The sequence below is a fragment of the Streptomyces sp. SCL15-4 genome, assembly GCF_033366695.1.
Taxonomy (GTDB): domain Bacteria; phylum Actinomycetota; class Actinomycetes; order Streptomycetales; family Streptomycetaceae; genus Streptomyces.
The window spans coordinates 8,010,381-8,034,078 of sequence record NZ_JAOBTQ010000001.1; the positions used below are offsets into that span (position 1 = coordinate 8,010,381).

Below are 23,698 nucleotides of genomic sequence, written 5' to 3' on the forward strand. Positions count from 1 at the left end.
CGCTCTCCTAGAGCGGCGATCGAGAGCCGCTAGCAAGGAGGCCGTCCGACTTGTTGTCAGGGAGCCAGCTCCCGGAAGGAGCCGCCGAAGTAGAGCATCGGATGCCCCTCGCCCTCCCCGGTGTGGGTGACCTCCGCGACGAGGATCATGTGGTCGCCCGCGGTGTGCCGCTGCCGGACCCGGCAGGCGAGCGTGGCCAGTGCGCCGCGCACCGCCGGTGTGCCGTTGGGCAGCGTCTCGAAGGCGCCGTCCGTGAACTTGTCGGCGCCGCGGGTGGCGAACCGCCGCGCGACGCCCGTCTGGTCGTGGGCGAGGATGCTGATCCCGCAGTCGGCGGCCCGGGTGAACGTGTCGTACGACGTGGCGGTCTCGGCGAGACAGACGAGCACGAGCGGCGGCCGCAGCGACACCGAGCAGAACGAGCTGGCGGTGAAGCCGTGCGGCTCCCCGAGCGCGTCGCGCGCGGTGACCACCACCACTCCGCTGGCGAACCGGGCCAGCGCCGCCCGGAAGCTGTCGGCGTCGACGCCCCGCACCGTATCGGTGATGCCACCGGTCATGGATCGGCCCTCCCGGTGCCCTCGCCGGCCCGCAGCGCGGCGAGCACGGCCCCTTGGCGCGCGTCCCGGGCGGCGGCCAGCCGCCGGTAGGCGTCGGCGCCCTGCCCGTACGCCCGCTCGGTCTGCGCGGCGAGCGTGTGCACGGTGTCGTCGGTGAGCCCGGGCGTGCCCAGGTGCTCCCACTCCGCGGCCATCCGGTCCCCGACGGCGCCCAGCATCCGCCGCAGGCCTCCGGGACCGCCGCCGAGATGGAACGCCTGGAACGGACCGACCGCCGCCCAGCGCAGGCCGAGCGAGCCGGTCACCACGGCGTCCACCTCCTCCGCCGTGAGGTATCCCTCGGCGACTAGGTGCACGGCCTCCCGGAACAGGGCCGACTGCAGCCGGTTCGCGGGGGTGCCGGCCATGGGGCGGCGCAGCGCGACCGGCACCTTGCCCAGGGACCGGTAGAACGCGGCCGCGCGCTCGACGGCGTCGGGCCGGGTGCGGGTGCCCGGGACCAGTTCCACCAGCGGCATCAGATGCGCGGGGTTGAACGGGTGGCCGACCAGCAGGCCCGAAGGGTCGTCCATGGTGGCGCCCAGCGCGTCCGCGGACAGGGACGAGGACGAGGACAGCAGCAGCGCGTGGCCCGGCGCAGCCCGCTCGGCCTCGGCGAACAGCTCCTGCTTCAGGGAGAGTTGCTCGCGGATGTTCTCCTGCACCAGATCGGTGCCGGCGACCGCCTTGGCCACGTCCGGCTCGATCGTGAGCCGGTCCAGCAGCCGGGCCGGGTCGGCGGGCGGCGAGGGCAGCGAGGGTGCGAACAGTTCCACCGCCTCGAGCGCCGCCCGTTCGGCGTCGGTCCTGCGGGTGCTGAGCCGTACGTCGAGGCCGTGGGCGAGGAAAAGCGTGGTCCAGGCCAGGCCGATGGTGCCCGCGCCGACCACGGTGACGGTGCGTACGGGCCCGGTCATCGCGCCGGCGTGGCGAAGTGCGGTGCCACCTGCCGTGCGAACAGCTCCATCGAGCGGTTGGCGACCTCCACGGGCAGCAGCCCGGAGTGGATGGTCAGGCTGAGGGTGACGTCCGGACCGAACCAGCCCTGGATGCGCTCCACTTGGGCGCGGACCTCGGCCGGCGACCCGGCCAGCAGCTTGTCCGCCTCCAGCTTCTTGTCGAAGTCGTAGCTGCGGGTGGCCTCGAGGATCCTGTCGTAGCCCGGGTAGGCGCTGCTGGAGACGCGCCCCCACGCGGAGACGGCCTCGGACATCCGCTGGTTGTACTCCTCGTCGTCCTTGCGGGCCAGGCGGCGTGCCTCGTCGCCGTCCTCGGCGACATAGGTGGGGTAGCTGAACTGCACGCGGCCCGGTCCCTCGTGGCCCGCCGCGGCGCGCGCCGCCCGGTAGGCGCCGAGCATCTCCTGGGCCTTCTCGACGGACGAGGTCGCGGGTACGAGCAGCAGGTGGTGTCCGGCGCGTCCCGCGGACTCGCAGGACTCGAGGCTCATGGCGGTGGCGACATGGGTCGGCGGGTGCGGCCGCTGCACCGGGCGAGGCTGCAGGGTCACCGGGCCGAACTTGTGGAAGCGGCCTTCCCAGACCACGTCCTCCTCGGTCCACAGGCGGCGGATCGCCTCCACGTTCTCCTCGAACAGGGCGCGGCTGTCGTCGATGGAGACGCCGAAGGCCGCGAACTCGTCGGGCAGGAAGGCCCGGCCGAAGCCCACCTCCAGCCGGCCGTGCGAGAGGTTGTCCAGCATGGCGAGCTTGCCCGCGAGCTTGACGGGGTGGGTGAACGCGGGCAGCACGGTGCCGGTGATCAGCCGGATGCGGCGGGTGCGGGCGGCCGCGGCGGCCAGGAAGGTGACCGGGTCGGGGCTGTAGCCGCCGTACCGGAAGAAGTAGTGCTCGACGATCTTCACGTGCTGGAAGCCCAGCGCGTCGGCGTGCTCGGCGACGGACAGCGCCTCGTCGTAGTAGGTCGCGCCGTCCTTGTCGGCGGGACCCACGGTCGGGAAGAAGGTCACTCCGAATTCCACTGTGCACCTCGCGGGCTGATGTCGGCTGCAGTACGGCGACGCTCGCAAGCCGGGCTCGCAGTCGGCTGGAGGCCGGATCGAGGGAGAACGTACTTGCCAGAGACCGGGCCGCCGGGTAATAGTTGGTTTGACACAACCAATCGAGCGGGATCGTGGTGTCGGACATGGGACGCACGTCAGCCAATCCACCTCAGGGACCGGACGAACAGCGCGAAGCATCCGGTGAGGTGGCGTCGGCTCTCGCCGTGGTGGGGAACTGGATGTTCTCCACGGCGGCGCGGCGCCGCATCATGGCGGCCTCGGGTCTCGAACTGTCGCTCGGGGACTACACGTTGCTGGCCCAGATCTCCCAGCACGCACCCGTGCGGCTGTCGGTCCTGGCGGACCTCATGGAGGTCGACAAGTCCACGCTCACCCCGCCCGCCAAGCGGCTGGAGGCCCGCGGGTTCATCGTCCGCGAGCCCGACCCGGCGGACGCCCGCGCCCAGCTGGTCAGTGTCAGCAGGTCCGGCAAGCTCGCCGTCCGCAAGCTCTGGCAGGCGCGGGCCGCCATCGTGGCGGAGCTGATGGAGGACTGGAGCACCGCCGACATCAAGAGCCTGGCCACCCAGCTGGCCGCATTCGCCGAAGCGATCGAGAAGAAGGGGTAGGGGCCGTGACCCGCTTAGGGACCCAGGACGGCGCGAGTGGCGGCGACACCACCACTCCGTCTCCCGACACCCGGCGGTCCCAGGACCGCACCGCACCACCCTGGGTGATCGTCACCCTCGCCTGTCTCGGCCAGTTCATGGTCCTGCTCGACGTCTCCATCGTGAACGTCGCGTTACCGTCCATCCAGACCGGCCTCGGCTTCAGCGACACCGGACTGCAATGGGTCGTGAACGCCTACACCCTCGCGTTCGCCGGCTTCCTCATGCTCGGCGGCCGGGCCGGCGACCTGCTCGGCCGCAAGCGCGTCTACATAGCCGGCATCGCCGTGTTCACCGCGGCGAGCCTCGTAGGCGGCCTCGCGGGCAGCCCCGGCGTCCTGATCGTCGCCCGCGTCGTGCAGGGCGTCGGCGCCGCCTTCCTGTCGCCGATCACCCTGGCCCTGCTCACCACCACCTTCCCCGAGGGACCCAGACGGGCCTCCGCGCTGGGACTGTGGAGCGCGGTGGCGGGCGGCGCCGGCGCGGTCGGCTCCATCGCCGGCGGGCTGCTCACCGGCTATCTGTCCTGGCGCTGGATCCTCCTGGTCAACATCCCCATCGGCATCGCGCTCATCGCGGCCTGCGTGCGCTACCTCGACTACCGGCGCAGCGAGGGCCCGCGCCGCCTGGACGTCCTGGGCGCCGCCACCGTCACCCTCGCCCTCCTCGCCCTCGTCTACGGCATCGTCAACACCGCCTCGTACGGCTGGACTTCCGTGCAAGTGCTGCCGCCGCTGGTCGTCGGCGTCCTGCTGCTCGCGCTGTTCTGCTTCATCGAGGAGCGCGTCGCCAAGGTCCCGCTGATCCGGCTCGGCCTGCTGCGCGCCCGCTCGGTGGCCGGCGGCAATCTGGTGGGCCTCCTGATGAACGCCGCGTTCCTGTCGATGTGGTACTTCGTCTCGCTGTACGTGCAGAACGTGCGCGGCTTCAGTCCCGTCCAAGCCGGACTGGCCTTCCTGCCGCACACGGTGATGGTGATGGTCGGCGCGCGGCTCAGCTCCCGGCTCATCTCCAAGGCGGGCACCCGCCCGCTCATCCTGGCCGGTGCGCTCAGCGCGCTCGCCGGCTTCGTCTGGCAGGCCCAGCTCGGCCCGCACAGCAACTTCGTCCTGATGGTCGTCCTGCCCGGCATGCTGATGGCGCTCGGCGTCGGCCTGGTCTTCACCCCCGTCGCCGCGGCAGCCACCTCAGGGGTCGCGCCCGCCGACGCGGGAGTGGTCTCCGGGCTGCTCAACACCTCACGCCAGATCGGCGGCGCCCTCGGTCTCGCCATCCTCACCACCATCGCGACGAGCCGTATCCAGTCGCTCTCCGGTGACGCTCAGCCCACTCCCGACAACCTGGTCTCCGGCTACGGCCTGGCCTTCCTGGTGGCCGCGGCCTTCGTGGTCCTCGGCGCGGCGTCGGCACTCGTCCTGCCCCGCATCGCCAAGAACCGCTCCTGACGGCCGACCTTCTTACAAGGAGACCTCGTTGAGCACCGACAAGTCCCGACTGACCTACCCGCACCTGTACTTCCGTGAGCCCAACCCGCTCGCGGACGGCAACTACCCCGGATTCGCGCCGGGTTCGCGTGTCGCCGACGGGATGCGCATCGACCGCGACGTCGAGATCCCGGTCCGGGACGGCAGCGTCCTGTACGCCGACGTGCACCGGCCCGCCGACCCCGGCGCGGCGCCGCTGCCCGTGCTGATCTCCTGGGGCCCGTACGGCAAGCACGGCGGCCGCAGCACCGCCCCCAGCCGCAGCGCCGCCAGTGGTGTCGACCCGTCCTGGGTCTCCGAGTACGCGGCGATCGAGGCCCCGGACCCGCTGTACTGGTGCGGCCACGGCTACGCGGTGGTCTACGTCGACCCGCGCGGCACCTGGAGCACTCCCGGCGACTACACCCTGGCCTCCGAGCAGGAGGCGCAGGACTTCCACGACGCCATCGAGTGGGCCGGCACCCGCGACTGGTCCAACGGCAAGGTCGGCCTGTCCGGTGTCTCGTACCTGAGCATCGCCCAGTGGCGGGTGGCCGCCACCCGGCCGCCGCACCTGGCCGCCATCAACCCGTGGGAGGGCCTGACCGACTTCTACCGGGACATCGCCTACCACGGCGGCATCCCGGAGACCGGCTTCATGGAGGTGTTCGCCCGGCACAGCCTCGGCTACTCCTCCACCCGCGTCGAGGACCTGGAGCGCCTCGCCGCCGAGCACCCCTTCGACGACGCCTACTGGGACGCCAAGCGAGCGGTCCTGGAGAACGTCGAGGTACCCGCGTACGTCGTGGCCAGCTGGTCCAACCAGGGCCTGCACGGCCGCGGCACCCTGGAGGGCTTCAAGCGCATCTCCTCGCCCGACAAGTGGCTGGAGGTGCACGGCCGCAAGACCTGGGAGTACTACTACCGGCCCGAGAACCTCGCCAGCCAGCTCCAGTTCTTCGACTGGGCGTTGAAGGGCGAGGACAACGGCTGGACCGACCGGCCGAAGGTGCTCACCGAGGTGCGCGAGCGGGCGAACGCCGGCTATGTCACCGAGGAGCGGGAGTGGCCCATCGCCCGCACCGAGTACGTGCCGCTGCACCTGGACGCGGCGCGGGGCGCCCTCGTCGACAAGCCGCCGCTGGCCGAGGCCGAGGTGAGCTACCCCGTCCAGGACGGCGACGCGGTCGGCGGGACCCGCTTCACCCACGAGTTCACCGAGCGCACCCGGCTCACCGGCCACGCCAAGCTGCGGCTGTGGCTGGAGGCCCGGGGCTCCGACGACGCCGACGTCTTCGTCGCGCTGCGCAAGAAGGACGCGGCCGGCCGCGAGGTGCCGTTCCCGTTCTTCGCGCTGTACGACAACGGCCCCGTCGCCCTCGGCTGGCTCAGGGCCAGCCACCGGGCCCTGGACGAGCAGCGCTCCACGCCGTGGCAGCCCTGGCACCGGCACGACCGCGAGGAACTCCTCGAGCCCGGCGTCCCGGTCGCCCTCGACATCGAGATCTGGCCCTCCTCGACAGTCTTCGAGCCGGGCGAGCGCCTCGAACTGATCGTCCAGGCGGGTGACGTCGTCACCGGTGTGCTGCCCGGACACCGCGTCACCCGCAACGCCGGCGACCACATCATCCGTACCGGCGGCCGGTTCGACAGCCATCTGCTCGTCCCGGTCGTCGCGGACGAGTAATCCGTACACGATTCACCATGAAGGAGTGAGGACAGGTGCGTGCCGTCCTGCTGAAAGATTTCGGTCCCCCGGACCAGCTGACCGTCGCCGATGTCCCGGACCCGCGCCCCGCCCCGGGCGAGGTGACGATCCGGGTGGCCGCCGTCGGCATCCAGTTCCTGGAAACCCAGGTCCGCTCCGGCATGATGCGCGGGGCCCTGGGCGGCGCGCCCCTGCCCGTTGTCCTCGGCAAGGAGATCGCGGGCGAGGTGATCGAGGCCGGGGCAGGCGTCGACACGTCGCTCATCGGCAGCCGGGTCCTCGCCACCACCGGCGGCACCGGCGGTTACGCCGAACTGGCCACCGCGCCCGCCGAAGGGCTCGTCCCGGTGCCCGACGGGCTGGACTTCCGGGACGCCGTCGCGCTCTACCGCTACGGAGCCACCGCCCGCGGCCTGATCGACGCCGCGCGTGTCACCGCGGGCGACCGGGTCCTGGTGCAGGCCGCCGCCGGCGCCGTCGGCACGATCCTCGTCCAGCTGCTCAAGCGGGCCGGCGCGACGGTGATCGGCACGGCCCGCGGCGCCGCCAAGCTCGGCCTCGTCAAGGAGCTGGGCGCCGACCACGTCGTCGACTACTCGCTGCCCGGCTGGACCGACCAGGTGCGCCAGGCCGCCCAGGGTGCCGTCGAGGTCGTCTACGACCACATCGGCGGCGAACTCGGACGCGACTCGTTCTCGCTGCTCGCTCCGGGCTCCGGCCGCCAGATCGTGTTCGGCTTCTCCAGCGGGCAGCCGCTCGACGTCAAGCCCATGGAGCTGTTCGGCCGCGGCCTGACCCTGACCGGCTTCAGCGCGGGCCTGATCTGGAACCGGCCCGCGTACGCCCGCGAGCTGGTCACCGACGTGCTGGACCTGGCGGTCGCCGGCGAGATCAAGCCGGTCGTCGGCCAGAGCTACCCGCTGGAGCGGGCGGCCGAGGCGCATGCCGCCGTGGAGGCGCGCAGCACCATCGGCAAGACCCTGCTCATCCCGTGAACCACATCCCGCAGCACGCACATTGCGCACAATCGTCCGGGCCGGCCGAGGCCCGGGACTTACCGAGGAGAACGACAACACCATGACCACCGCATCCAAGATCTTCGTGGCCGGTGCCACCGGCCTGCTGGGCGGCCAGATCGTCAGCTCCCTGCTCGACCAGGGCGCCTCCGTGCGCGCACTGGTGCGGCCGGGCACCGACGGCGACAAGAAGGCCGCCCTCACGGCCCTGGAAGCCCGCGGCCTGGAGCTCGTCGAGGGTGACATCACCGACCCGGTGGACAAGCTGGCGGCCGCGATCGGCGACGCCACCACCGTCATCTCGGCCATCCAGGGCGGCCCGGACCTGATCGTGGACGGGCAGGTGAACCTGGTGCGCGCCGCCGAGCAGGCCGGTGCCCGCCGCTTCATCCCGTCCGACTTCGCCATCGACATCAACAAGCTGGACGACAGCGACAACGTCATGATCGGCTGGCGTCGGCAGGCCGCGGCCGCGTACGGCGACACCAGCCTCGACGTGATCTCCGTGCTCAACGGCGCCTTCTACGAGGTCATGATCGGCTTCATGGGGATCGTCGACTGGGAGGCGGGCACCGTCTCCCACTTCGGCGACGCCGACCAGCCGCTCGACATGACCTCGGTTCCCGACACCGCCGCCTTCACCGCCGCGGTCGCCCTCGACCCGCAGGCCAAGGGCCCTCAGCGGTTCGCCGGTGAGGTGCTGTCGATGCGCGAGTTCCACCAGACCCTGGAGCGGGCCACCGGCCGCAGCCTCACCTTGAAGAACCTCGGCACCGCCGACGAACTGCGTGCCGAGATCACCCGCCAGGCCGGCGCCACCCAGAACCCGTTCGAGTACGTGGGTCTGCAGTACCAGTGGTGCATGGTGACGGGCAAGGCGAAGTTCGACAGCCTGGACAACGCCAAGTACCCGCAGGTCAAGCCCGTTTCGCTGGAGGACTTCGTCCGGAAGAACGCGCCCAAGGCGTGACCCAGGCACCGCCGGCACGGTGACCGGTGCGGCGCTCGCCGTGCCGGCGGTCACCCGGGGCGGTGGCATGCCGCGGCGGTGAGAATCCCCCGCTCACCGCCGCGGCTTGCCGCCGCCCCGGGTTCTTGTGCTCATTTCCGGACCGAAAGGACACATCAGTGCGCGACAAACCGGCGAGTTGGTTGGGTAACGGGTGCGTCTTCCGGTGTGAGGACCGACGGTCTGGCGGACTTTTTATCCGGTAAGTGAGCTGACGTTTTCTCCGACTTCTTCGGGAGGTGGTGCCCTGGGCTGCGGTGCGAGGGACAGGTAACCGTTGACGAACCGCGAGACCGGTTTGTAATTTCGTGACCTGCCCTCTACAAAAAATACAGGAGGTCCGGATGGTTATGCATGATCTCTACGGTTTGACCGCCTGTACACCGGGAATGCCCCCCAGCGTCGTGACGTGTGACGGCCTCCTCGCCCGAGCCGTATTAGGCAGCGCCACGTGATCTCACACACCGCGCGCAGAAAGTGTGCGAGAGACCTGGCTCCGGTGGTGCTCGTGGCGGTGCCGGCCGGGGGAGCGGCCCTGGTGGCCGACACCCCCCTGTGGGACGGCCACGGGATGCTGCGGGGCGCGCTCGCCCTGCTGACCGTGTTGGTCTACGCGGGGCTGCCGACCCTGTTGGACGTGGATGCGTCGACCTGCAGGCCGCGCCGCCTGTGCGCTCCCGTGGCGCTGCTGCCCGTGCTCGCGCTGGCGCCGATGCTGGTGCTCATGCCGGGCGCGCTCGGCTATCCCGTCCTGGCCCTGGTGGTGTCGGTGGTGGCGCTCGACTGCCGACGGCGTATCGGAGGGATGCTCTGGGCCCAGCAGCGCAGAATCGTCGAGGAACGAAAGCGGACCCTGCGTGAGAGCCGCCGGCTGCGGCGGGACATGCACGACGTGCTCGGCTACAGCCTGTCGGCCATCACGGTCAAGGCGGAACTCGTCGACCGGTATCTGGTGCAGAACGACGCGCGGGTGAGGGAGGAGGTGGCCGAGCTGCTGGCGCTGTCCCGCAGGACGCTCGCCGAGATGCGCTCCTTCTCCTCGGCCGCGCGGCAGCTCTCCCTCGGTGTCGAACTGGCCTCGGTGCGCCGGGTGCTGGCGGCAGCCGGCGTGGACACCATGGTCTGCGGCGACGCCTCGGAGGTGAACGACCCGGCGCTGGGCGCGGCGCTCTCACTCGTGCTGCGCGAGGGTGCGACCAACATCCTGCGCCACAGCAGGGCCCGTCTCTGCCGGATCACGCTGAGCACCCATGACGGCATGGTCATGCTCCGGCTCTCCAACGACGGCTACGAGGGCGAGATCGAGGGCGGTGACCCGCTGGGTACCGGCCTGGCGAGTCTGTCGTCGAGGCTCACCGCGTTCGACGGCACACTGACCTGGACCCACGAGGGGGGCTGGTTCCATCTGACCGCCTGTGCTCCGGAATCCGTCGCGTCGTACGGAACGTTCGTGGCGTCCTGAGGAGTGCGGGCCGAGCCCGCGCGTGTCCCGAGGTCTTGCCGAGGTGCCCGGTCCGCCGGGCCCCGGCAGGGCTTTCGCCGTGCCGGACTACAGCCAGCCCGCCTGCTCGGCGATCCGCACGGCGTCCAGCCGGTTGCGCGCGTGCAGCTTGGTGACCGAGGACGTCAGGTAGTTGCGGACGGTGCCGGTCGACAGGTGCATACGGCGGGCTATCTCCGCGGGATCGGCGCCGGCGGCGGCCTGGCGCAGCACGTCCGTCTCCCGCGGGGTCAGCGGGCTGACGTCGCTTTCCCAGGAGGCCAGTGCGAGTTCGGGGTCGATGACGCGACCGCCGGCGGCGATTCGCCGGATGGCCGTGGCCAGTTCTTTCGGGGGCGCTTCCTTGAGCAGATAACCGCTGACGCCCGCGGCCATCGCCCGCTGCAGGGCCCCGGGCCGGCCCAGCGCCGTCAGGACCAGTGTGCGACACTGTGGCAACTGTTCGTGCAGGGCCGCGGCGGCACTCAGCCCGTCCAGCCCCGGCAGGTCGATGTCCACCACGAGAACATCCGGCCGGTGTTCCAGCGCCGTCGGCACGACGGCGTCCCCCCTGCCCACTTCCGCCACGACCTCGATGCCGCGCTCGCCCGCCAGCAGGGCTACGAAGGCACCGCGGATCATCTCCATGTCCTCGGCCAACATGACTCGTATCACGTCCCGCCCCCCCACCTCAGGGCAGTCGGCGAGTCCCCTGAGTAGCTTGATCATACACAGCGCTCACGCCGAACAAGTAACCGAATTCTGACGGTATGTGAGGATTCGCGTCGCTCGGTGCGCGGAGCGGGCGTCGTCTGCTCCAGGGGTGCTCGACGGGTGTCCCAGACGTGCTCCAGGCGTGCTCGCGCCCGCCGTGCCGAGCGGCCGGACCGCCGCGGCGAGCAGGCGCTTGAGCGGGACTGCCGGTGCGCCTCGAGCCGGAGCCGACAGGGTCGTGGCGAGAGCGGAACGATCCATCGAGGAGTGAGTATGCCGCCGCAGCTGACGGAAATCGCCGACGACGTCTACGCCTACGTCCAGCCGGACGGTGGCTGGTGCCTGAACAACGCCGGTCTCGTCGTGGCGGAGGGAGAGGCCCTGCTGGTCGACACCGCCGCCACCGAGCGCCGGGCCCTGGCGCTGCGCGAGGCCGTCAAGAGTGTCAGCCCCGCCCTGCCCCGGCTCCTGGTCAACACCCACTCGCACGGCGACCACACCTTCGGCAACTACCTCTTCCCCGAGGCCGCCGTCGTCGGGCACCGCGGCACCCGGACCGAGGTGACCCAGGTCGGGATGCATCTGACGACACTGTGGCCGGACGTGTGCTGGGGCGATCTGGAACTGCGCCCGCCCCAGGTGACGTTCGAGGACCGGCTCACCATCCATGTGGGCGGCACGGAGGTCCATCTGCTGCACCTGGGCCCCGCCCACACCGGCAGCGACGTCGTGGTGTGGCTGCCCGGGCAGCGCGTCCTGTTCACCGGCGACATCGTGATGTCCGGAGCGACTCCGTTCTGCCCGATGGGATCGGTGGCCGGCTCGCTCGACGCCGTGCGGGCCCTGCGCGAGCTGCGGCCGCGCGTGGTGGTGGCCGGGCACGGACCGGTGGCCGGCGACGGGCTGCTGGACACCACCGAGGGGTATCTGCTGCTGCTCCAGCGGCTGGCCAAGGAAGGCGTGGCGGCCGGAGCCTCCGTCCTGGACGTGGCCCGCGAGGCCGAACTCGGCTCCTACGCCGAGCTGCTGGACGCCGAGCGGATCGTCCCGAACCTGCACCGCGCCTATCTCGAGGAACGCGGGGCCGAGCGCGGCCGCCCGGTGGACATGCCGGCGCTGTTCGCGGAGATGGTGGAGTTCAACGGCGGCCTGCCCGCCTGCCACGCCTGACCCCGGCTTCCAGACGGTTTCCAGGACGGCTCGAGCCGTCGGGCACAGCCTCGTCCGGTATGACCGCTTGCACAACCTTCCAGAAGGGAACGGCACATGAGCACCGTTGAAGAGCGGCCGTTGCCGACGGCTCACCCCTCCTCGCTGAGCGCTCGCACGGCCGAACTCGCCCAGGTGCGCGAAGCCGTGCGCCTCGGGCCGGGCGAGGCGGCCACCGCGGCGCAGCACGCCAAGGGCAAACTGACGGCGCGCGAGCGACTGGCACTCCTCTTCGACGAGGGGGTGTACACCGAGGTCGAGGGGATGCGCCGGCACCGGGCCACCGGGTTCGGACTGGAGGCGAAACGGCCGTACACCGACGGAGTCGTCACCGGCTGGGGGACGGTGCACGGCCGCACCGTCTTCGCGTACGCCCACGACTTCCGCATCTTCGGCGGCGCGCTCGGCGAGGCCCACGCCGAGAAGATCCACAAGATCATGGACCTGGCCGAAAAGGCCGGGGCGCCCATCGTCGGCCTGTGCGACGGCGCCGGCGCCCGCATCCAGGAAGGCGTCACCGCGCTCGCCGGATACGGCGGCATCTTCCAGCGCAATGTCCGCAACTCCGGTGTCATACCGCAGATTTCGGTGATCCTCGGCCCGTGCGCGGGCGGCGCCGCGTACTCGCCGGCGCTCACCGACTTCGTCTTCATGGTGCGCGGCACCTCGCAGATGTTCATCACCGGCCCCGATGTGGTGCAGGCCGTCACCGGCGAGCAGATCACCCAGGACGCGCTCGGCGGTGCCGACGCGCACTCCACGCTCTCCGGCGTCGCGCACTTCGCGTACGACGACGAGCGGAGCTGCCTGGAGGACGTCCGGCACCTGCTCGCGTTGCTGCCCGCCAACAACCGGGAGCGCCCGCCCGCCGAGCCGGCCGACGACCCCTGCGACCGCACCAACGAGGCCCTCTACGACCTGGTGCCCGCCGACCCCGGCCGGGCGTACGACATGAAGCAGGTCATCGGCGAGATCGTCGACCACGGCGAGTACTTCGAGGTCCACGAGACCTGGGCCACCAACGTCATCTGCGCGTTCGCCCGCCTGGCCGGCGAGGTGGTCGGCATCGTCGCCAACCAGCCCGCCGCGCTGGCGGGCGTCCTGGACATCGAGGCGTCGGAGAAGGCCGCGCGGTTCGTGCAGACCTGCGACGCGTTCAACATCCCGCTGGTCACCCTCGTCGACGTTCCCGGCTTCCTGCCGGGTGTCGACCAGGAGCACGGCGGGATCATCCGGCACGGCGCGAAACTGCTGTACGCGTACTGCAACGCGACTGTGCCGAGGATCTCGCTGACCCTGCGCAAGGCGTACGGCGGGGCGTACATCGTGATGGACTCCCGCTCCATCGGCACCGACCTCGCCCTGGCCTGGCCCATCAACGAGATCGCCGTCATGGGCGCGGAGGGGGCGGCGGGCGTCGTCTTCCGCAAGGAGATCGCGGCGTCCGACGATCCCGAGACGACGCGCCGGGAGCGGATCGAGGAGTACCGCACCCAGCTCATGCACCCCTACTACGCCGCCGAGCGGGGCCTGGTCGACGATGTGATCGACCCGGCCGAGACGCGTTCCCGGCTGATCGACGCGCTGGCGACGCTGCGCCACAAGCACGCCCCGCTGCCCACCCGCAAGCACGGGAACCAGCCCCAGTGAGCGCCGGCCGGCCGCTCGTCGTGGTGGAGCACGGAAGTCCCGGCACCGAGGAACTGGCCGCTCTGGCCGCGGTGTTGCTGGCCGTATCCCGTGAACGCGGAGGCAGGTCCGCCCCGCCGCGGCCCGCGCTCGCCTGGTGCCGTATCAACCCCGTCCATGGATCCGCCGTCGCCTGGGCGGCCGCAACGCGGCCCGCCTGGACGTCTTCTCAGTGAGAGGTCACACGTGAGTCTGCGCAAGGTGCTCATCGCCAACCGTGGTGAAATCGCTGTCCGCGTGGCCCGGGCCTGCCGGGACGCCGGGATCGCGAGCGTCGCCGTCTACGCCGATCCGGACCGGGCCGCTGTGCATGTCCGCGCGGCCGACGAGGCCTTCGCACTGGGCGGTGACACCCCGGCCACCAGTTACCTGGACATCGAGAAGGTGTTGCGCGCCGCCAAGGACTCGGGCGCGGACGCCGTGCATCCGGGTTACGGCTTCCTGTCGGAGAACGCGGAGTTCGCGCAGGCCGTCCTGGACGCGGGTCTGGTCTGGATCGGCCCGCCGCCGCAGGCCATCCGGGACCTGGGGGACAAGGTCGCCGCCCGGCACATCGCGCAGCGCGCGGGTGCGCCGCTGGTCGCCGGCACACCGGACCCGGTGAGCGGTGCGGAGGAGGTCGTGGCGTTCGCCGAGGAGCACGGCCTGCCGATCGCGATCAAGGCCGCGTTCGGCGGTGGCGGCCGCGGCCTGAAGGTCGCCCGGACCCTGGAGGAGGTCCCCGAGCTGTACGAGTCGGCCGTGCGTGAGGCGGTCGCCGCGTTCGGCCGCGGCGAGTGCTTCGTCGAGCGCTACCTCGACCGGCCGAGGCACGTGGAGACACAGTGCCTGGCCGACAAGCACGGCAACGTCGTCGTGGTCTCCACCCGCGACTGCTCCCTGCAGCGCCGCCACCAGAAGCTGGTGGAGGAGGCCCCCGCACCGTTCCTGTCCGAGGAGCAGCGGGCGGAGCTGTACCGGGCGTCGAAGGCGATCCTGAAGGAGGCCGGCTACGAGGGCGCGGGCACGTGTGAGTTCCTCGTCGGGCAGGACGGCACGATCTCCTTCCTGGAGGTCAACACCCGCCTCCAGGTCGAGCACCCGGTCACCGAGGAGGTCGCCGGCATCGACCTGGTCCGCGAGATGTTCCGCATCGCCGACGGCGAGGAACTCGGCTACGGCGATCCGGTCCTGCGCGGTCACTCCTTCGAGTTCCGCATCAACGGCGAGGACCCCGGCCGGGGCTTCCTGCCCGCTCCCGGCACCGTCACCCGCTTCGACGCGCCCTCGGGTCCCGGTGTCCGTCTGGACGCGGGCGTGGAGGCCGGCAGTGTGATCGGCCCGGCCTGGGACTCCCTGCTCGCCAAGCTGGTCGTCACCGGCCGCACCCGCAGGGAGGCGCTCCAGCGGGCCGCGCGGGCTTTGGAGGAGTTCCAGGTCGAGGGCATGGCCACCGCGATCCCCTTCCACCGCAAGGTGGTCACCGATCCCGCCTTCGCCCCCGAGGTCCACGGTCAGGACGGCCCGTTCACGGTCCACACCCGCTGGATCGAGACCGAGTTCGTCAACGACATCAAGCCCTTCACCGCTCCCGCCGGCACCGAGGCGGAGGAGGAACTGGGCCGCGAGACCGTCGTGGTCGAGGTCGGCGGCAAACGCCTGGAGGTCTCCCTCCCCTCGTCCCTGGGCATGAGCCTGGCGCGTACGGGTCTGGCGGCCGGGGCCAAGCCCAAGCGGCGCGCGGCGAAGAAGTCCGGCCCCGCCGCCTCCGGTGACACCCTTGTGTCACCGATGCAGGGCACCGTCGTCAAGATCGCCGTCGAGGAGGGCCAGGAGGTGAAGGAAGGCGACCTGGTCGTCGTCCTGGAGGCCATGAAGATGGAACAGCCCCTCAACGCCCACAAGTCCGGCACCGTCAAGGGACTGTCGGCCGAGGTCGGCGGCTCGCTGACCTCCGGCGCGGTCATCTGCGAGATCAAGGACTGACCTCTGCCGTCAGCAGGAGGAACCGATGAACCACCAGCACGGTGAACCCGACGCCGGCGACCTCCGGGAAGCCGGCGGCCCGGAGCGCGCGCCCGCGCTGCGTCTCGCCGGGGAGGAGGAAGACCCGGAGCCGCACATCGTCCGGGGGATCGACTAACGGCCGTCGGATGACGGCGTCGGGTGAGCGGGTGTGAAGAATTCATGCCCGCTCATGCCGGGCACACTGGTTCACCATACAACGATCCTGCGATGCTCATGTCCATGGAAATCGATGTTCTGGGACCACTTGGAGCACGAGTAAACGGCAGATCCATCGTACCGACTGCCGGAAAACCCCGGCAGATTCTGGCGCTGCTCGCGATTCGCGCGGGCCGCGTCGTCTCCGTGGAGACACTGATCGAAGAAGTGTGGGGAGACGCGGTTCCGCGCAGCGCCGCCCCCACATTGCAGACGTACATCCTGCAACTGCGCAAAAAGATCACCGATGCCCTGCCCGCCAACAGCGAACTGACGGCGAAGGACATCCTCGCCACCTCCTACGGGGGATACCAGCTCGCACCGGTGGAACCGATCCGCTGTGACCTCGTCGAGTTCCAGCGGCTGACGGCCCACGGCACCCGTGCCATGGCCGAGAACGCCCCGCACACCGCGAGCGAGAAACTGCGCGAGGGCCTCGGCCTGTGGCGCGGCAACGCCCTGGTCGACGTGCCGCTGGGCGAGGTGTTGCGCATGGAGGTCATCGGGATGCAGGAGGCGCGCACCCGCGCCCTCGAACTGCGGATCGAGGCGGACCTGCAACTGGGCCGGCACGCGGAACTCATCGGCGAGCTTCGCATGCTGGTCGCCCAGCAACCGCTGCACGAGAACCTGTGTGCCCAGCTGATGACCGCCCTCTACCGCGCCGGTCACCCCTGGCGGGCCCTTGAGGTCTTCCAGTCCCTGCGCCAGTCCCTGGTCGACGAGTTGGGTGTGGAGCCCTCGCCCCGGTTGCAGCGGCTGCACCGCGCGGTGCTCGCCAACGACGACCGGCTGGACCGGTTCACCCCGGCCCAGCGGTTGCTCTCCGCCTGAGCGGGCGGCCGGCTTACGGGCCGGCCGCCCGTGTGCGCGCCGTGCTGACGACGTGGCCGGTGCCGAGCCGGTGAGTGGTGAACGTCCACTCCACGGGCAGCACCGGCTCACCGGTGCTGCCGTGCAGCACGGCGGCCGTGCCTTCCACCGTGAAACCGAACGTGTGGAACGGCAGTCCCGTGCCCACACCGAGGGCCTTGGTGTAGGCCTCCTTCAGTGTCCACAGGCGCAGCATGGCATCGCCCCGCTCAGGTGCGGGAAGGGCGCGGAGGTCTGCCAGCTCCCGCGCCGTGCACGCGCGTCGTGCGAGCAGCGCACGGCATCCGGACCGGCCGAGCGGCTCCGCGTCCGCGCCGATCGGGCCGTCCAGGCCAAGGGCGAGCACCAGCAGGTCGCCGGTGTGGCTCAGGCTCAGGCCGAGCCGGTCGCAGCCGCGCAGATACGGCCGGCCGCCCGGCCCCCGGGCGAGATCCAGCTCGTGCGCCGGTACCTCCAGGACGGCCGCAGCGGCGTGCTTGACGAGCGCCCGGGACGCGGCGAAGCGGGCGCGGGCCGCCGGCCGCCGGCCGGCGGCCCGGTACCGCTGGTACTCGCGGCCGAGCAGGACACGGAGTCCGGTCCCGTCGGGGACGCTCCAGGAGCCGGCCGACGCGTACAGCACCACGGTGGTTCCGGCGCGCAGCGCCGTCCCGGCGGCCGCGGTCCAGGCTCCGTCGGGCCCGTCCGCGTGCAGGTGCACCACCGCGGGCGCGGTCACGCGCCCACCAGCCGGCGCGTGCCGGTCTGTGACGTGCGGGCCCGCGCCGTCGGCCGGCGGCAGTGCGCGACCGCCTCTTCGAAGAGGGCCCCGCTCAACTCGGTGTCGGGCCGGACCGGTTCCAGGCCGAGGCGGATGGCGATCCGGGAGAGCGCGGCCACCAGACGGACCCGGTCGGTGGTGATCCGCCGTCCCCGGCCGGCGCCCCGCCAGCCGTCCAGGCAAGCGGCCGCCGCGGTCAGCAGCGCGTAGCGGTCGGCCAGGGCCCAGGCGCCGGCCGAGGACCGCGCCGGCGCCGGGGCGCAGGCGCCGACCACGGCGCGGCGTTCCCGCTCCAGTTCGTCGAGCAGCGCGTGCAGGTCCAGCGGCAGCGCGGCGGGACGCACCGAGGTGAGCGGCCGGGCCAGCCGGTCCTCCCCGGTGGGCGGCCCGTCGAGGCGCGCCGTCACGGCGTCGAGCCGCGCACGGTGGTCGGGATGCCACATGGCCTGGTGCAGCCGCCGGGCGTGGCCCCGGTACGCGGCGCCCGGCCCCTCGTTCGACTGCGCCTGCGCGCCCAGCAGTACGCACAGGGCGTCGGCGCTCTCCATGAGCAGCCGCGGCAGCAGGAACCTGGCCGGGGCCGAGTGATTGCCGCCGTCGGCGCGCAGCAGCCGGTCGCCCACCCACAGGTCCAGGTAGGCGGCTCCGGCCGCGGCCCGCCCGAGCCGCGCCGGCTCGGTGCCGGCCACGGCCGCCAGCGCGCTGCGCAGTGCCATGTCGGCGTGGACCATGAGCTGGGCGGGGGAGGGGGCGGCGAGGGTCCGCACGGCGTCAGACCAGCTGGTCGTAGCTCACGGAGCGGGAGCGCAGCAGGATCTCGCCGTCCGTCACCTCGATGACGTCGTGCACGACGGTGCTGGGCCACACCTCCGGCCGCTCGTTCGGCCGCACCCGCACGATCAGCGCGTACACCGTGGACCGGATGCTGCCGTCCTGCTGCGGCTCCAGGACCATCTGGTTGAAGAAGTGACGGCGCTGTGTGGGGTCGTCCTGGTACTTCTTCAGGAACGACCGCAGCTCCTCGAGGATCGCGTCGCGGCCGACGGCCGCGGCGATGCCGGGCGAGTGCTGGAAGCTGCCGTCCTTCGTGAACGTCTGCGTGTACTCCTCCAGCCGGCCCTCGTCGAGCGCCTGCATCTGGTGGGCGTAGAACTGCTGGACCTGGGTGTAGAGATCACTGCTGACGGGCGTGGGCATGAGCGTTCCTCACGTGGGTCGTCGGACGAGAGGGGGCCGGGCCAGGATCGCCGCCGGCGCTCGAATCGCTCTGGAGCACGGTCGGGGCGGCGCATGAGCGCGGCCGGTGCGCTTCCAGGGACCTTCCAGCACGGCACGAGGCGCGCCCAGCACGCTCGGTGGGCACCTGCCGTCACAGCGATTCGGGAGAACACATGTCACAGGCAGTCAAGCCGGTTGCCCTGGTCACGGGAGCCACCAGCGGGATCGGTCTCGAGATCGCCCGGCGCCTTGCCGGGCTCGGGGCCCGCGTCTACCTGTGTGCGCGCCAGGAGAGCCAACTGGCCGACACCATCAAGGAGTTGACGGACGCCGGATACGAGGTCGACGGCACCACGTGTGACGTGTCCGACCCCGAGCAGATCCGGGCCTTCGTCCGCGCGGCCGTCGACCGCTTCGGACCGGTCGACATCCTCGTCAACAACGCCGGGCGCAGCGGCGGCGGAGCCACCAACGAGATCGCTGACGACCTCTGGTTCGACGTCATCAACACGAACCTCAACAGCGTCTTCCTGATGACCAAGGAAGTCCTCAACACCGGTGGGATGCTGGCGAAGAAGTCCGGCCGCATCATCTCGATCGCCTCCACCGGCGGCAAGCAGGGCGTCGTGCACGCCGCGCCCTACTCGGCGTCCAAGCACGGCGTGGTCGGCTTCTCCAAGGCCCTCGGTCTGGAGCTGGCCCGCAGCGGCATCACGGTGAACGCCGTGTGCCCCGGCTTCGTCGAGACGCCGATGGCGGAGCGGGTGCGCGAGCACTACGCCGGCATCTGGGGCGTGAGCGAGCAGGAGACCCACGACCGCATCACCACGCGCGTGCCGCTGGGCCGCTACGTGGAGACCCGTGAGGTGGCCGCCATGGTCGAGTACCTGGTGAGCGACGACGCGGCCGCGGTGACCGCGCAGGCCCTCAACGTGTGCGGCGGTCTGGGCAACTACTGATCCGGCGCGCCTACGGCCACGACGCGGCCGCTCCTCCCCGGTGCGGGAGAGGAGCGGCCGCTCGCGTACGTGCCGGAGTTCAGGCGGAGACCTGGCTGCCCTCGCCGGTGTGCGCGGCGGCGTGCGTCATCGTGGTCAGGCTGTTGCGGCCCAGCGCCTCGCGCACGAAGGCGCGGGCGTCGGCGAGGGTGGCCTGCTCGCCGAGCACCTCGCGCACCGTCGCCGGGTTCAGTGCGACGGTGTGCCGGGCGGTGGCCACGGGTCCGTCCGGGCCGTCCGTGAATGTCCACAGACCGCTGTGCCCGGTCAGCAGCTTCGGCAGCACGTGCTGCTTGTAGGCGATCCACGACGGCTCGTGGCAGACGCGCACCGAGCGGGTGGTGTGTGCCGAGCCGTCCGCCGTGACGGTGTCCATCTCCAGGTCCTGCACGCCCGGCTCCTCCTCGGTCAGCCGCACCCGGCTGACGTGCGGCAGCCGCTCGGCCCACAGGTCGGCCCGGTTGACGAAGTCGTAGGCCGCCGCGGCGCCGCCGGTGATCGGGACGACGTCGGTGAAGGAGAACACCACGTCGGCCACCGGGTGGCCCAGCTCGGCGACCCGGGCGAGCGCCGCCAGTTCCTCGCCGCTGTTGCGGTCCAGCGCGGTCAGCAGCGCCTCGACGGCGGCGGGCGCATCGTCCTGGACGCTGAAGCGGTGGCGCAGCACCACCTCGGTGCGGCCGTCGGGCAGTTCCCGCAGCAGCCAGCTGCCGGCCATCGAGGTGACCGGTGCGAAGCTGCGCTGCTGCCGGAAGCTCACATAGCGGCGCGCGGGATCGAGGACCCGCCGCGATGTCCAGCTGGTGACCTTCCCGTTGACCTGCGCCCAGATCTCGAAGACCTCGCTGCGCTCGTCGCGCTCCAGGTGGCGCACGTACACGCTGGGCCCGAACACCGCGGGCCACAGGGTGACATCGGCTACCAGGTCGTAGACGACCTGGGCGGGAGCGGACACGATGCGGGTGTGCTCGGTGCGGTGGATCACGGTGCGTTCCATGGCGGGTTCTCCTCGGCTCGGTGCGGTGGCGCGGAAGGGGCCGGGGCCCGTATCCCAGCGGCAGCGGATACGGGCCCCTAAGGCATGCGGTCGGGCCCGGACGTCAGACGGCGGCCGATGCCGTGTTGGTGTTGACCAGGGCGAGGAGCGCGCGGGGTGTCTCCACGTCCGCGATGTCGTCGTCCGACAGGTCGATGCCGTACTCCTGCTTGATGCGCGCGGCGGACTCCATCAGGGCGAGCGAGTCGTAACCGAGGTCCTCGAACGTGCTGTCGAGGATGTCGCCGGTCAGGTCGAGGCTGTCGTCCTCGCCGGCGCAGGCGATGAGGATGCGTCGCAGATCTTCGATGGCGAGCTGAGCCATGAGGGCCTTCTCCTGTCAGGTGGGGAACTGCCGGCGTTCGGCAGGTCAGTGATCGGTGTGGCGCGTGACGACGACAGCCGAGTTGAAGCCCCAGCGCCCGCGTGCGAGGACGAGTGCCGCCGACACCGGCCGGGTACGCGGTTCGCCGGTGACCAGGTCGATGCCGTAGGCGTCGGGGACACGAGCGGTGAAGCCGCTGGCCGGGACGACGCCGTCCCGGATCGCGAGCAGCGCGCTCACCAGGTCCGCGGGGCCGCCTCCCGCGTACATCCGGCCGGTCAGCGCCTTGGGCGCGGTCACCGGCACACCCCGCGGGCCGAAGACGGCACGCAGCGCGTCCGCCTCGATCCGGTCGAGTTCGGGCAGACCGGCCGCGTCGGCGAACACCACGTCGATGTCGGCGGGCGCCAGGCCGGCGTCGGCGAGGGCCAGTTCGGCCGCCCGGCGCAATCCGGGTTCGCGGCCGGAGCCCGGTTTGGGATCGAACGTCGAGGCATAGCCGGCGATCTCGCCGTAGATCCGCGGCGCGCCGCGCTCACGCGCGCTCGCGGCGTCCTCGGCGATGAGGATCGCGCCGCCCTCACCGGGCACGTAACCGGCCGCCCGCTCGTCGAACGGCAGGTACGCCGCCTCCGGGTCGGTGGCGGTGGTGACCCGGCCGCCCGCCAGCTGGGAGGCCCAGCCCCAGGGGTCGAACGCGGCGTCCACACCGCCGGACACCACGAGCTTGGTGCCGCGCTCGACGGTGCGCCGGGCGTGCCCGACGGCGTCCAGGCCGCCGGCCTGCTCGCCCACCAGGGCCGCGCTCGGACCGCGCAGCTTGTGCCGGATGGAGATCTGGCCGGTGTTGACGGCGTAGAACCAGGCGAACGACTCGTAGACGGAGACGAATTCCGAGCCCTTCGACCAGAGTTTGTTGAACTCCTGGTGGGTGAAGGCGAATCCGCCCAGGGCGTTGGAGGTGACCGTGCCCATGTCGTAGTCGGGCAGGGTGTTCTCGTCGACCGCCGCGTCCGCGAGGGCCCAGGCGGCGGCCGTGAGCGCGTAGCGGGTCGACACGTCGGTCTGCGGCAGCAGCCTGCTGGGCAGATGGGCCTTGGCGTCGTAGTCGACGATCTGCCCGGCCAGCCGCGAGGGGTACGCGGAGGCGTCGAAGCCGGTCAGCTCCCGGACACCGTTGGTGCCCGTCAGCGTCGCCTTCCAGAATGCCTCGGTGCCCAGGCCGTTGGGCGTGGCCGCCCCGATGCCCGTGATCACTGTGGTCATACCGGTGCCACCTCCGGACGGTGCAGGACCATCGCGCTCTGGAAGCCGCCGAACCCGGAGCCGACCGTGAGCACCGTGTCCACGCGCTGCTCACGCGCCGTCAGCGGCACGTAGTCGAGGTCGCACTCGGGGTCGGGAGTGTGCAGGTTCGCCGTCGGCGGCACGACGTTGTGCTCGATCGCCAGCAGCGACGCGGCGATCTCGACGGAACCGATGGCGCCCAGCGAGTGACCGACCATCGACTTGATGGAGGAGACCGGCACGTCGTAGGCGTGCTGCCCCAGCGAACGCTTGAAAGCGGCCGTCTCGTGGCGGTCGTTCTGCTTGGTGCCCGAACCGTGCGCGTTGATGTAGTCGATCCTGGTGCCGTCCAGGCGCGCCTCGTCCAGCGAGACCCGGATGGCCTCGGCCATCTCGCGGCCGTCCTTGCGCAGGCCCGTCATGTGGTGGGCGTTGCAGCGGGTGGCGTAGCCGCCGACCTCCGCGTAGATGTGCGCACCGCGCTTCCTGGCCGCCTCGTACTCCTCCAGCACGAACATGGCCGCGCCCTCGGCGAGCACGAATCCGTTGCGTGTGCCGTCGAAGGGACGCGAGGCGTGCGCCGGGTCGTCGTTGCGGGTCGTCGTCGCCTTGATGGCGTCGAAGCAGGCGACCACGATCGGCGAGATCGGGGTGTCCGCGGCGCCGGCGACGACGGTGTCGACCGTGCCCTCGCGGATCAGCTGCACGGCGTAACCGACCGAGTCGAGCCCGGAGGTGCAGCCGTCGGACACCATCGTCACCGGGCCTTCCGCACCCACTTCCCAGGCCACCTCGGCCGGCATGACGCCGGGGGAGAGGTAGTCGAACATGTGCGGCGACAGGTAGGAGGGGTCGACCTCCCACTCCTTGCCCGCGTCCGACATCACGAGGTACTCGTTCTCCAGGCTGGTCGCCGAGGCGACCGCGCTGCCCAGGCTGACCCCGACGCGGTGCGGATCGAGCGCGGACAGGTCCAGCCCGCTGTCCGCGACCGCCTCGCGGGTGCAGGCCACCGCGAACTGCGTGGCCCGGTCCATGCGGCGGATCTCGCGCGGGCCGAAGCCCTCGGCCGCCGCGTCGAAGTCGACCTCGCCGGCGATCCGCGAACGGAACGGCGACGCGTCGAAGAAGGAGATGTTCCGGGTGGCGGTGCGGCCGGCCGACAGCAGGTCCCAGAACGCCTTCGTTCCGTTGCCGCCGGGGGCGCGTACACCGACACCGGTGATCACGACGCGCCGGGTCATATCCGGCCCGCCTTCGTAGACAACATCGCTGTGAGTCCTTTCGTCGCCTCTGGAACAGCGGCAGTTACGTCCTGAAAGGCTGTGGTGACGGTCTAGAGCACCACTCGACCCCGCCTCGGGAGAGCGCGCGGGGTCACACGGAACACGCGCCCGCGGAGCCCGCGCCGGCTGACGGCGGCCGTCGCGGAACACCACGTC

Annotated in this window: 24 protein-coding genes; 13 read left to right on the top strand and 11 right to left on the bottom strand. The window is 71.4% G+C overall.

The genetic code is table 11. The features are described 5' to 3' along the window. Positions 1–56: 56 nt before the first annotated feature. The 3 genes from SCK26_RS36075 to SCK26_RS36085 are packed head-to-tail and all read right to left on the bottom strand — an operon-like array spanning position 57 to position 2,580. The gene (locus SCK26_RS36075) at positions 57–560 is read right to left on the bottom strand and encodes a flavin reductase family protein (protein WP_318205592.1); all 504 of its coding nucleotides are present in this window, start codon (positions 558–560) and stop codon (positions 57–59) included. After that, positions 557–1,516, bottom strand: a complete 960-nt coding sequence (locus SCK26_RS36080; RefSeq protein ID WP_318205593.1) for a 3-hydroxyacyl-CoA dehydrogenase NAD-binding domain-containing protein — start codon at positions 1,514–1,516, stop codon at positions 557–559. Before SCK26_RS36080 ends, SCK26_RS36075 begins: the two co-directional genes overlap by 4 nt. After that, entirely contained in the window at positions 1,513–2,580 is a 1,068-nt protein-coding gene (locus tag SCK26_RS36085) for an LLM class flavin-dependent oxidoreductase (protein ID WP_318205594.1), read from the bottom strand. The genes SCK26_RS36080 and SCK26_RS36085 overlap by 4 nt, the downstream gene beginning before the upstream one ends. Positions 2,581–2,744: 164 nt before the next feature. Here SCK26_RS36085 and SCK26_RS36090 point away from each other — a divergent pair, with 164 nt between their 5' ends. The 6 genes from SCK26_RS36090 to SCK26_RS36115 all read left to right on the top strand — a co-directional run bounded on the left by SCK26_RS36090 (position 2,745) and on the right by SCK26_RS36115 (position 9,927). Continuing rightward, complete coding sequence (locus SCK26_RS36090; RefSeq protein ID WP_318205595.1) at positions 2,745–3,230, top strand: MarR family winged helix-turn-helix transcriptional regulator; 486 nt, start codon at positions 2,745–2,747, stop codon at positions 3,228–3,230. Between the two features lie 5 nt (positions 3,231–3,235). Further along, positions 3,236–4,714, top strand: coding sequence for an MFS transporter (locus SCK26_RS36095; RefSeq protein WP_318205596.1), 1,479 nt, complete (start codon positions 3,236–3,238; stop codon positions 4,712–4,714). 28 nt (positions 4,715–4,742) lie between these two features. Beyond that, the gene (locus SCK26_RS36100) at positions 4,743–6,419 is read left to right on the top strand and encodes a CocE/NonD family hydrolase (RefSeq protein ID WP_318205597.1); all 1,677 of its coding nucleotides are present in this window, start codon (positions 4,743–4,745) and stop codon (positions 6,417–6,419) included. A gap of 35 nt (positions 6,420–6,454) precedes the next feature. Next, positions 6,455–7,435, top strand: coding sequence for a quinone oxidoreductase family protein (locus SCK26_RS36105; protein ID WP_318205598.1), 981 nt, complete (start codon positions 6,455–6,457; stop codon positions 7,433–7,435). 82 nt (positions 7,436–7,517) lie between these two features. Continuing rightward, positions 7,518–8,426: an NmrA family NAD(P)-binding protein gene (locus SCK26_RS36110; RefSeq protein ID WP_318205599.1), complete on the top strand. Its 909-nt coding sequence runs from the start codon at positions 7,518–7,520 to the stop codon at positions 8,424–8,426. 577 nt (positions 8,427–9,003) lie between these two features. Next, positions 9,004–9,927: a sensor histidine kinase gene (locus SCK26_RS36115; protein ID WP_318205600.1), complete on the top strand. Its 924-nt coding sequence runs from the start codon at positions 9,004–9,006 to the stop codon at positions 9,925–9,927. Between the two features lie 87 nt (positions 9,928–10,014). Here SCK26_RS36115 and SCK26_RS36120 read toward each other — a convergent pair whose 3' ends face one another. After that, positions 10,015–10,620, bottom strand: a complete 606-nt coding sequence (locus SCK26_RS36120) for a DNA-binding response regulator (RefSeq protein ID WP_318205601.1) — start codon at positions 10,618–10,620, stop codon at positions 10,015–10,017. Positions 10,621–10,932: 312 nt separating this feature from the next. On the opposite strand from SCK26_RS36120, the gene SCK26_RS36125 reads away from it, so the two are divergent. The 6 genes from SCK26_RS36125 (at position 10,933) to SCK26_RS36145 (ending at position 16,593) form a co-directional block, all read left to right on the top strand. After that, complete coding sequence (locus SCK26_RS36125; RefSeq protein ID WP_318205602.1) at positions 10,933–11,829, top strand: MBL fold metallo-hydrolase; 897 nt, start codon at positions 10,933–10,935, stop codon at positions 11,827–11,829. Between the two features lie 96 nt (positions 11,830–11,925). Continuing rightward, positions 11,926–13,518, top strand: coding sequence for an acyl-CoA carboxylase subunit beta (locus SCK26_RS36130; protein WP_318205603.1), 1,593 nt, complete (start codon positions 11,926–11,928; stop codon positions 13,516–13,518). A 23-nt stretch (positions 13,519–13,541) separates the two neighbouring features. Then, complete coding sequence (locus tag SCK26_RS38105; protein ID WP_412080878.1) at positions 13,542–13,733, top strand: acyl-CoA carboxylase epsilon subunit; 192 nt, start codon at positions 13,542–13,544, stop codon at positions 13,731–13,733. A 16-nt stretch (positions 13,734–13,749) separates the two neighbouring features. Further along, positions 13,750–15,522: an acetyl/propionyl/methylcrotonyl-CoA carboxylase subunit alpha gene (locus SCK26_RS36135; RefSeq protein WP_318206169.1), complete on the top strand. Its 1,773-nt coding sequence runs from the start codon at positions 13,750–13,752 to the stop codon at positions 15,520–15,522. Positions 15,523–15,547: 25 nt separating this feature from the next. Further along, positions 15,548–15,679, top strand: a complete 132-nt coding sequence (locus SCK26_RS36140; RefSeq protein ID WP_318205604.1) for a hypothetical protein — start codon at positions 15,548–15,550, stop codon at positions 15,677–15,679. Positions 15,680–15,783: 104 nt separating this feature from the next. Beyond that, on the top strand, positions 15,784–16,593 hold the full coding sequence (locus SCK26_RS36145; protein WP_318205605.1) for an AfsR/SARP family transcriptional regulator: 810 nt from the start codon (positions 15,784–15,786) through the stop codon (positions 16,591–16,593). A 13-nt stretch (positions 16,594–16,606) separates the two neighbouring features. Here SCK26_RS36145 and SCK26_RS36150 read toward each other — a convergent pair whose 3' ends face one another. Genes SCK26_RS36150 through SCK26_RS36160 form a run of 3 tightly spaced genes read right to left on the bottom strand, consistent with a single transcriptional unit; the run spans position 16,607 to position 18,589 of the window. Beyond that, positions 16,607–17,350 carry a 4'-phosphopantetheinyl transferase family protein gene (locus SCK26_RS36150; RefSeq protein WP_318205606.1) on the bottom strand — a complete coding sequence of 248 codons (744 nt, stop codon included), beginning with the start codon at positions 17,348–17,350 and terminating at the stop codon, positions 16,607–16,609. Beyond that, positions 17,347–18,159: a hypothetical protein gene (locus tag SCK26_RS36155; RefSeq protein WP_318205607.1), complete on the bottom strand. Its 813-nt coding sequence runs from the start codon at positions 18,157–18,159 to the stop codon at positions 17,347–17,349. The genes SCK26_RS36150 and SCK26_RS36155 overlap by 4 nt, the downstream gene beginning before the upstream one ends. A gap of 4 nt (positions 18,160–18,163) precedes the next feature. After that, positions 18,164–18,589 (bottom strand): nuclear transport factor 2 family protein, encoded by a 426-nt coding sequence (locus SCK26_RS36160; protein WP_318205608.1) that lies wholly within the window; start codon positions 18,587–18,589, stop codon positions 18,164–18,166. Between the two features lie 194 nt (positions 18,590–18,783). On the opposite strand from SCK26_RS36160, the gene SCK26_RS36165 reads away from it, so the two are divergent. Continuing rightward, positions 18,784–19,569, top strand: coding sequence for a 3-oxoacyl-ACP reductase (locus tag SCK26_RS36165; RefSeq protein WP_318205609.1), 786 nt, complete (start codon positions 18,784–18,786; stop codon positions 19,567–19,569). Between the two features lie 79 nt (positions 19,570–19,648). On the opposite strand, the gene SCK26_RS36170 is transcribed toward SCK26_RS36165, so the two are convergent. The 4 genes from SCK26_RS36170 to SCK26_RS36185 all read right to left on the bottom strand — a co-directional run bounded on the left by SCK26_RS36170 (position 19,649) and on the right by SCK26_RS36185 (position 23,500). Next, complete coding sequence (locus SCK26_RS36170; RefSeq protein WP_318205610.1) at positions 19,649–20,605, bottom strand: aromatase/cyclase; 957 nt, start codon at positions 20,603–20,605, stop codon at positions 19,649–19,651. A 103-nt stretch (positions 20,606–20,708) separates the two neighbouring features. Beyond that, the gene (locus tag SCK26_RS36175; protein WP_318205611.1) at positions 20,709–20,969 is read right to left on the bottom strand and encodes an acyl carrier protein; all 261 of its coding nucleotides are present in this window, start codon (positions 20,967–20,969) and stop codon (positions 20,709–20,711) included. A 45-nt stretch (positions 20,970–21,014) separates the two neighbouring features. Further along, the gene (locus SCK26_RS36180; protein WP_318205612.1) at positions 21,015–22,235 is read right to left on the bottom strand and encodes a ketosynthase chain-length factor; all 1,221 of its coding nucleotides are present in this window, start codon (positions 22,233–22,235) and stop codon (positions 21,015–21,017) included. After that, positions 22,232–23,500 (bottom strand): beta-ketoacyl-[acyl-carrier-protein] synthase family protein, encoded by a 1,269-nt coding sequence (locus SCK26_RS36185; RefSeq protein WP_318205613.1) that lies wholly within the window; start codon positions 23,498–23,500, stop codon positions 22,232–22,234. The genes SCK26_RS36180 and SCK26_RS36185 overlap by 4 nt, the downstream gene beginning before the upstream one ends. Between the last annotated feature and the right edge of the window lie 198 nt (positions 23,501–23,698).